Raw genomic sequence first — 8,000 nt, 5'->3', positions numbered from 1 at the left:
GTTACAAGTTGAGATAACAGACTTATAAAAATAAGTTGTTTTTCTCTATTAAATTGTATTTTCAGTATATCACCCGTATAGCAATCTCATTTGCTACTTTGTATACATAGAAAAAAAGACGCTAGTTTTCACCAGCGCCTCCTTCACAATCTATTGTCACTTAGACAGAAATCTAGAGGTAGAGATAATAGAAGATAATAACCAATTAAAGTAGTTAGCAACTCTTATATTGTATGCAACATTTAACTGCTTCACAAAGTTTATCTAACTGTTTCGGCTTCCAGCTCTTCAATAACGGTTTCTAACGCTTCGATTTTGCCTTCTAAACGTAGTTTTGTTTCTTCCCTCACAATAACATCACGCTCTTGTACGTCAATACGACGGCTTTCCAGCTCAATCTTAGTAAGGTTAATCATGTTCATGTGTTCACTGCTTGCACCTTGTAATGAATATAACAGGGCGTTTAAATCAGTCTTATCAATTTTACGGTCACAGAATAGCTTCATTAAGGCTTTACGTGTGATTAAAGCGTCTTTTGGTGTATCAATATTAATATTCACTTCAATCGGCTTCTTTTTGGCTGTCGTTTTCAGTTTAGTAGTCATTTTGTCTCCCTCCTAACGCTCGTTTAATGTTTCTTACTATGTTTGATTGCCTACCATCAATCATGTTGCCCTCTTCATCTAAGTAAGTATTATGAATAGATGTATCTTTGACTTTCATTCGGTTATAAATAATCTTTAGTTGCGCATATGTAAGTTTCCCACTGTCATACAGGGCTTTCACATCATCCCAGGACAAACTATATATGCCGTGCTTTTCTAACCCTAACTCCTGCTCCAAACCCCTGATAGTTTCAATGTTATGAATGTATTGGGCTGTTTCGGGCGTCGGCTCACCGTTAATGTAATGTAGTTGCATCTTTTGTCAATGCCTTTCTTACAACTGGACTCAATCCAGCTAAATTTTGTTCGTGCGCTTCTTTTATGTTGGTGCTTGGTCTTGTATAAAGAATGTCGCCTTTCACCCACTTTAGAAGTCCTTCAGTTGGGTCGGTTTCCTCTCTTACCGTGCTATGTTTCATAATCGTACCGTAGTGTTTAGGGTCGGTTTTACGCCAGTATTCCAGCTCCTTCACATGCATAGAGCCATTATGATTCACATTGCATTTACACCGTTCAAAATGACATTCGCAAACGTCACAAAAGGGGTGAATATCACCATTGATAGTCACTATATTTCTAGCTTTTATTTTCTCTAACTTCTCTGCTACACCTTTTTCACTATTCGCTAGAATTACTATGCCATTAGGCGTTCTTGCGGTTTGTAGCTTATTTAATCGTTTAGCAAGGCTTTTTACTGTCGCCAATACCTTCACCTCTCATAACGGCTAATAAGAGCGCTTTACGGTTATTTCCGTTCAATCTTTTTTTCTCGTATGATTTGCGGTTGCTCTTAATGTTTACCATCGTATCTACAAATAGGGTTCTTGTTTCGTTCTTATCCATGTCTTTCTCCTTTACGTAATAAGCCCAATACTAGACCTATTGACCTTCGAGTTCTTGGTTAAAAGCGTCTTTTGCTACCTCTTCATTTGGTCTTGTGTCTACTACTGGGAATAGCGTTTCTTCTCCAGACATGTCACCAGCTATTTTTGAACGCAATAAAGCGTCTTTGTACTGTTCCACTGCTTCTTCTCGTGTCATTAGTGAAAATTGAGAGTTAAAGGTGTCTCGTTCGGCTTTTAAGACATCATAGATTGATTTAATATTGTTACGTTCCGCTACTGTATATTCTTCAGGTGCTTGTTCCATATATACGCGGTTTGCTTCTGCAATTTGAAAGGCTCTTTCATCTTCAAATACTGGAATATCTGCTTTACTATCGACAAAATTAATCTCTTTTCCATCAACCTCATACATTGCCTTTACATATAACTCTGATAATAGTTGTTTCTGCTCTGTTTCAAATTGGGCTTTTCTTTCCGCTAGTGCCTGTGCTTCTGCTTCAAAACCCGTTAAACCCTCATTAAACGTTTCTTGTTGATTAAAAAACTCTTGTTTTAAAAGTCCTTTATAGTCTGGTCGGTGTACGTCACCTTTGATATATGGATTATTTGCCATTTCATTCATCCTCCAATGTATAATTTCCGTCTAGAAAGCCTTTTGGGGCTTCTCCTGTCTCTTTGTACGTGCTTTTTAATTCTTCATATAGTTTTGTACTCAATCGGACGTCTTCACTTGTATATCCGCCGTATCGTTTGTTTACAGTGTCCCGCACTTCTTTGTGGTCACTTGCTTTGCCACGTCCTAGTACGATTCCTCTATCTTCTACACGCCAGTTAACACCTTCACCAGTGATGGTAGTTATTAGTTGCTTACTCATTTATTTAGCTCCTTGTGAAATGCCTGTGCTTCTGCACTTTGTTGTAGTGCGGATACGCCTTTTTCCTTTTCAGGCACTTTACCAGCGAGACTCTTTTTAATAGATTTCTTTGCTTCTGTTTGGATTAACGCTTTTACAATTGCGATACGCTCATTCATGATGCGAGTGTCTTTGTTCTGTACCATGCTTGCTAAACTGCTTGGTAGTCCTGCGTTGTTTAAACGTGTTTCTGCTATTTCTAACAACTCCTTACTCTTTTTAATGTTATTCGCTTCAGCAAATGCACTATCGAGCTTTTCCATTGCTTGTGTGCGTTCCTGCTGGATTCGTTCGGCTTCGTCACGATTCGCTAAAGCTTGGTTGACTGCTTCGTCAATATCCGATTTTGTAAAAGTTTCTTCTGTTTGTTGGTCTGTATCATGTTGTTGTTCGTTCTCTAACATATCCGTTTCGCTCCCAATCATAGTCAATATAGCGATGTGTTAAATTGTCACTACAATTAATATATAATTAGATTTGTTGTTCCATTTAACACTTTGTATACATGAAACTCATTGCACAAAATCGCTGATTAAAAAGATTGGCTGGAAAGTCAGCTTACCTTACAGAGCCGTATCCAAACCCTCGGAAAGTTACCGAAAAAAATCGTCTGTTGGGTTTTATTTTTTGTCCGATACCCCCCGTTGTAATCCCGATGGTTACAACTAGATAGAACGAGTCCCCATTGAAGGACGTCCACGAGCGACTATTATTGTGAAATTATTCACATGAAGTAAACATAATACATGTTATAGGTAGTTGTAAGAAGAACGCTGTTATATCAACGTTTGTCGAGTCCTAGGGATGATGTATAAAGATAGTGGATATATAGATAATTTAATTATGCAATGACATACACAAATATACACGGATTCCCTACCAATATTCATGATTCTATTCAATCCTTTTTAGGCTTCCTGTCCTCCTTCATATACCGATGTATGCATTACTAATTTTCCGCTATAACGACAAAAAACAGTACAAATTGTACTTAATATTTTTACACATATTCAAAAGAAAAACATGCTTATTTCATTATGTTAAATAGATTTGGATTGACTTTTAATAAGAAAGGGAATCCCCTTCTTACTCGTCATACGGACGGAACTTTTCTCGTAATCCTTCTAATTCTTCTTTTTTGGATTCTATATCAGCTTTTAGAAATAAACTCACATTCCCTAGCTTTTTAATTGGTGTCAACTTACCAGACTTAATCATAACACTCATACGGGAACGGCTAACACCTAAAATCTCCATTGCTTCCGCCGTTATAAGAACTTCTTCTCTGATAAAACTTTCTACTTCTTCCCTAGAATTTAAATGATACTTCATTATTCTTCACCTCTCATACATAACTTAATTATAAACATGATAGTATATACAATCCCCACAACTATACATATCCAATCCAACGTAGTCATTACACTAAAATCATTGGCTATTGCCCACAAAAATAAAATAACAAATACAGTTAAATCAATTGGTTTAATTTTCTTCATCGTTTTTCGGTGACGGATGTTATAATAGTAATGAGGGGAAACTGGCTGTCAACCTTTCCCCTCATCTTGCTTATTTGCGTTTACGTTTGTTACGTTTACGCTTTTTGCTTTGTTGTAGTTTCTTAGTCGCTTTAGTGTGGATGTCTAAACCAACATTTATGATTCCGAACACTGAAGCGATTATTGCTACAACATCTTTAATTGTTTCCATCACCTTGCCTCACCTCCTTATAACCTTATTATACTATAGCTATCAACATTTGTAAACAGGTTTTTTAAATTTGTTTAAGAAAGTTGAAAGAAATAAAAAAAGAGTCGCTGGACTCTATCACTCTCTATCTATTACATATCCTCTCATTGCTCACACCTTCCTATCATCACCGCACTATCTCTTATAGTTATTGAGTAGTCTTTGAGACAACACAACTATCATGTATACACTCGTCCTCTATTCGTTATATAGAAGCAACCTATATAGAAGGTATCAGCAACACTACATACACCACCTGTTATATATGGTATGGCTTCCCTTCTCTCTGCTCATTGACAACCACTCATCACATACACTCTTTGTTCATTCATCAACCATCAATGAGAGAAGGCATTGAAGACAAACAACTACACACACTCTATATACAAGCCACCTGTCACAGACCATACACCTAAAGGAGTATACACCCTCTTATACAAGACACTATCCCTTATAAGTTATTTAGGTACATTTTTAAGAAACCCTATGCCCTTGTTTATGTCTTAGTACACTAGAAACCTTTCTTAATACTCTTTAGTATGCTTTCGGTAAATAGTATAAGAATCATAGAGAAGTAGTAACCCGTACAAGAGAAAAACAGGGGTGGTTGCTCACGCTTTTAAAACCCAAAAAGAGTTACTTAAGTTATTTAGTACCCTTTTTAAGAAAAAGTAGTTAAAAAGCTATTAATTAACGTCTTTTAAATGCCTGTAAAGAGCGAAGAAAAACCCAAAAACCTTTCTTAATACTCTTTAGTATCCTTTCGGCACATTTTTTATATAAAACCTCTTAAATAGCGTATGTGTAACCAGCGTTAAAACGTCTCTATAACAACAAAAAAAGCCACTTGCAAACCGCAAATAGCTCATGTTACTATCTAATTGTGTGAAGCAAAGTTTAAGTAGTACTGATTATGTTCTCGGGGTTGAGAACGTCTACTTATAAAACTGTTTGAATTGAGTCGAAAATACTTTTCGAGAAACTAAGTCTTTTAAGACCTGTTCCTCAATGAGTTGAGATACAATACTTTCAAAGCGTGGAGGCTCTGAATCGTTGTATACCAACTCTATTTTTTTACCCTCATTATCTAAAACCGTCTTATAAATTGTACATTCTCTCTCGCTTTCCTTAGCGTGTGCCACGCCTTGTCTTACGATTTCTACCACGTTACCCTCAACTAACTTCTCAATCTGTTTAGTAATATTATTCTTTCTACAATCTACATACTTTTGAATAGTGTTATAGCTGAAATAAAACTCTCCGTTTGGCTTCATATAGCGTTTTCCATGCATCAGGAATGCAAAACCCAGGCGTTTTAATTCTATTCGTCCTGGAAGCTGTAAGAGTCCTATAATCTCACTTTCATAAATTTCTAGTTTCTTACGTCCACCAAAATAATAAGGTTTATTAAATACATCATTAACATTTATGTTCGTTGTTTCTTCGAAAAACTTTCGGTCATATGTAGTAAACATGTCAGGCGATGTATTGCAAAGAATGTTATAAATAATCGTCTTCACTTCTTCTCTATTCTTCAAGTACACATCTTTTAGGTATGTAGCTAGTGTAAAAGTGACGTTGTGACGGGTGTTTTTAAACTCTAAGCTGTTTTTTCGCAAGATTCTCTCCATGTACTTCGCTTTATCTTCAGCATCGTATACATCAAGATTGACATTCGTTGAAACGTTGTCCAAAAAGACTGCATTTTCTTTATCAAACGTTAGTTTTTTGCCACGTTCAATTATAAGCCCCTCTTGTTCCGCTACACGCTTTAACAAGTCATTTAATACTATTTGTTTAAGAGGAAATAAAAACTCGTCTATCGGACTATTAGACAGGTCTAAAGGTGATACGTTGCCAGCATAGTTACCAGTTTTATAATGTGAGCAAAAAGGTAGCTTCACGGCTTGTTTTTCCGTTGGTCGTAACTCGATTACGTTCTTGTTTTCTCCGACCATTGCGATAACCTGCTTGTACAACAGTTGTAAATCATCATACATAATGATGTTGTCTAGGTATAAAGTGACATGATACCCTTTCCCACCACTATTAAACACGAATATACGACTTCTATTAATTCCATATTCACTTTCTAAGGCGTCTATCAGCTTCATAGTGACGTCTTTTGCCCGTTCCCTAGCGTCTACATCAAATACAATAAACTTTGTACCAGTAGCACCACCAAAAACGCCTAAATTATTCCCGCCACTAATATGAGTAATGATGTCTTTGTCAGTTGGAGCGCTCCGTTTATGTGTCCAACCCTTTTTATTTGTGACAATCTTCTTTTTGACATAGTTTTCTTTTGGTAAATATAAATCTTTTATGGACTCTAGCATCATATGTTGCTGGTATTCTTGCATAATAAAAAGACCTCCAATATTTGCATTCGACAAATAAACGGAAAGCCTTGTACATAAACTTTTTTATTGTTATAATTAGCTCATAAATAAGTGTACGGAAAAAGCGTTCCATAACGGAAAGGCGATTCAGTACGTTTAGACTAGTTAAAACAAGAATAGCATATACAAGACAAGCCGTGAGTGCGCTCATTTCCTTCTACCGACCAAAGTAAAGAGGAAATGGGCGTTTTGTCGTTTAAAGCCAGTATACTACGAACAAAGTCGAATAGACAGACTTAAAGAAAGGGAACTTCTGTGGTATCATATACTACTCACTATTAACTCCGAATGTAGTAATATGCGTTATTTAGAACGGTAAATCTTCATCGTGAATCTCGGTAGGTTCCGTTTGGGGCATTACGTAGTTTATTACATTGCCGTTTTCATCTTTTTTATACAATCCATCTCTTAGTAAAGTTGCAATAAACTCATTTTGTAACTCATTATTTGCTTGCTTAGTTACGAGAATAACTGGTATATATTCAACATTTCCGTCTTTCTCATACTTTCTCTGAGGAAAAGTAAACCAATGCTTCCCTTCTCTATAAAAATGTGTACATCCTGTTATCCCTATTTTCCCATAGTTTAATGTAAAGTATCCATTGATTATACCTTCGTTCACAAACCTATAATCAACAATTTTCATTCCCATTTTCCACCTTTCATGTATGTATTGAATCTATATAAACATATATTATAATCTTCTGATATTTTATATTTGTTTATATTCGGATTAATAAATATTATACCTATTTTAATTGATTTGTCACGACGCACATTAACTGAACGCATTCTGAAAGGCGATCCATATCAACGTTATGTAATGTTGCATATTCATCCTCATTTGGGTTTGCTTCCTCTAGCATTTCATTTAATCCCTCTACCAGCCAAAAAAACTGTCCTTCTAATAACCCTTTTTCATTATTGTTCATCGTCATTTCCTCCTAGATTGGGTTTCGAAACTATTTACATAAAAAGAGATGGACAATTGCCCGTTATCTCCATCCTCTTTTTTTAAGTCTGTTCTTTCTGTCGTTGATGCCTGTTACCCTAGCTAATTCAATCCACTCTTCAACTTTCTCTTCACCAAAATCGACTATATTTTTGGCAATCATACGCTCCATTTTGTATGCTTTTTCGGCGTCTTTGATGTTATCTACACCATAGTAGCCCATCTTGTTTGTATAGAACGTCTCAAACTTCTTATTCTTCTCTGTAGGCATTGTTTCACCTCGTTTACAAACATAGTATACACTGGTTTCGAAACCCTGTACATAGGTTTTGGTAACTTTTTTTTACATATTTTCTAACATTTACCTTCAAGAAATATACCTCTTTTGTTATATGCAATTAAAAGACTCAAAAAAAAGCCAGTTTATTAGGCTGGCTCTTTGCGGGCATGGGGATAACGTTCCACACTTAATA

Annotated in this window: 13 protein-coding genes; all 13 read right to left on the bottom strand. The window is 35.9% G+C overall.

Annotation, left to right across the window (positions count from 1 at the left end):
* Positions 1-260 precede the first annotated feature (260 nt).
* Positions 261-605, bottom strand: coding sequence for a hypothetical protein (locus tag FT637_RS28960; RefSeq protein WP_193649173.1), 345 nt, complete (start codon positions 603-605; stop codon positions 261-263).
* Positions 595-921, bottom strand: a complete 327-nt coding sequence (locus FT637_RS28955; protein ID WP_193649172.1) for a hypothetical protein — start codon at positions 919-921, stop codon at positions 595-597. Before FT637_RS28955 ends, FT637_RS28960 begins: the two co-directional genes overlap by 11 nt.
* Positions 902-1,369: a hypothetical protein gene (locus FT637_RS28950; RefSeq protein WP_193649171.1), complete on the bottom strand. Its 468-nt coding sequence runs from the start codon at positions 1,367-1,369 to the stop codon at positions 902-904. The genes FT637_RS28955 and FT637_RS28950 overlap by 20 nt, the downstream gene beginning before the upstream one ends.
* On the bottom strand, positions 1,344-1,508 hold the full coding sequence (locus FT637_RS28945) for a hypothetical protein (protein ID WP_193649170.1): 165 nt from the start codon (positions 1,506-1,508) through the stop codon (positions 1,344-1,346). Before FT637_RS28945 ends, FT637_RS28950 begins: the two co-directional genes overlap by 26 nt.
* A gap of 36 nt (positions 1,509-1,544) precedes the next feature.
* The gene (locus FT637_RS28940; protein ID WP_193649169.1) at positions 1,545-2,123 is read right to left on the bottom strand and encodes a hypothetical protein; all 579 of its coding nucleotides are present in this window, start codon (positions 2,121-2,123) and stop codon (positions 1,545-1,547) included.
* 1 nt (position 2,124) lies between these two features.
* Complete coding sequence (locus FT637_RS28935; RefSeq protein WP_193649168.1) at positions 2,125-2,385, bottom strand: hypothetical protein; 261 nt, start codon at positions 2,383-2,385, stop codon at positions 2,125-2,127.
* Positions 2,382-2,828 carry a DUF4355 domain-containing protein gene (locus FT637_RS28930; protein ID WP_193649167.1) on the bottom strand — a complete coding sequence of 149 codons (447 nt, stop codon included), beginning with the start codon at positions 2,826-2,828 and terminating at the stop codon, positions 2,382-2,384. Before FT637_RS28930 ends, FT637_RS28935 begins: the two co-directional genes overlap by 4 nt.
* Positions 2,829-3,510: 682 nt before the next feature.
* Positions 3,511-3,756, bottom strand: a complete 246-nt coding sequence (locus FT637_RS28925; protein ID WP_193649166.1) for a helix-turn-helix domain-containing protein — start codon at positions 3,754-3,756, stop codon at positions 3,511-3,513.
* A gap of 237 nt (positions 3,757-3,993) precedes the next feature.
* Positions 3,994-4,137: a hypothetical protein gene (locus tag FT637_RS28920; protein ID WP_153580007.1), complete on the bottom strand. Its 144-nt coding sequence runs from the start codon at positions 4,135-4,137 to the stop codon at positions 3,994-3,996.
* Between the two features lie 971 nt (positions 4,138-5,108).
* Complete coding sequence (locus tag FT637_RS28915) at positions 5,109-6,512, bottom strand: hypothetical protein (RefSeq protein WP_193649165.1); 1,404 nt, start codon at positions 6,510-6,512, stop codon at positions 5,109-5,111.
* Between the two features lie 370 nt (positions 6,513-6,882).
* Positions 6,883-7,221, bottom strand: a complete 339-nt coding sequence (locus FT637_RS28910; protein ID WP_193649164.1) for a hypothetical protein — start codon at positions 7,219-7,221, stop codon at positions 6,883-6,885.
* A 103-nt stretch (positions 7,222-7,324) separates the two neighbouring features.
* Positions 7,325-7,507: a hypothetical protein gene (locus FT637_RS28905; RefSeq protein ID WP_193649163.1), complete on the bottom strand. Its 183-nt coding sequence runs from the start codon at positions 7,505-7,507 to the stop codon at positions 7,325-7,327.
* A 63-nt stretch (positions 7,508-7,570) separates the two neighbouring features.
* Complete coding sequence (locus FT637_RS28900; protein WP_193649162.1) at positions 7,571-7,798, bottom strand: hypothetical protein; 228 nt, start codon at positions 7,796-7,798, stop codon at positions 7,571-7,573.
* Positions 7,799-8,000 lie beyond the last annotated feature (202 nt).

It is taken from the genome of Bacillus cereus, from assembly GCF_015071065.1.
Lineage (GTDB): Bacteria > Bacillota > Bacilli > Bacillales > Bacillaceae_G > Bacillus_A > Bacillus_A cereus_BA.
Note: the sequence above shows the minus strand (reverse complement) of the source record. Positions and strands in the feature narration are given on the sequence as shown.

Bases quoted from the DNA above. Each gene is read 5' to 3' on its own strand.
- FT637_RS28900 (WP_193649162.1), bottom strand. From the start codon at position 7,798: ATGCCTACAGAGAAGAATAAGAAGTTTGAGACGTTCTATACAAACAAG.
- FT637_RS28940 (WP_193649169.1), bottom strand. From the start codon at position 2,123: ATGGCAAATAATCCATATATCAAAGGTGACGTACACCGACCAGACTAT.
- FT637_RS28905 (WP_193649163.1), bottom strand. From the start codon at position 7,507: ATGAACAATAATGAAAAAGGGTTATTAGAAGGACAGTTTTTTTGGCTG.
- FT637_RS28955 (WP_193649172.1), bottom strand. From the start codon at position 921: ATGCAACTACATTACATTAACGGTGAGCCGACGCCCGAAACAGCCCAA.
- FT637_RS28930 (WP_193649167.1), bottom strand. From the start codon at position 2,828: ATGTTAGAGAACGAACAACAACATGATACAGACCAACAAACAGAAGAA.
- FT637_RS28910 (WP_193649164.1), bottom strand. From the start codon at position 7,221: ATGAAAATTGTTGATTATAGGTTTGTGAACGAAGGTATAATCAATGGA.
- FT637_RS28925 (WP_193649166.1), bottom strand. From the start codon at position 3,756: ATGAAGTATCATTTAAATTCTAGGGAAGAAGTAGAAAGTTTTATCAGA.
- FT637_RS28945 (WP_193649170.1), bottom strand. From the start codon at position 1,508: ATGGATAAGAACGAAACAAGAACCCTATTTGTAGATACGATGGTAAAC.
- FT637_RS28915 (WP_193649165.1), bottom strand. From the start codon at position 6,512: ATGCTAGAGTCCATAAAAGATTTATATTTACCAAAAGAAAACTATGTC.
- FT637_RS28935 (WP_193649168.1), bottom strand. From the start codon at position 2,385: ATGAGTAAGCAACTAATAACTACCATCACTGGTGAAGGTGTTAACTGG.
- FT637_RS28960 (WP_193649173.1), bottom strand. From the start codon at position 605: ATGACTACTAAACTGAAAACGACAGCCAAAAAGAAGCCGATTGAAGTG.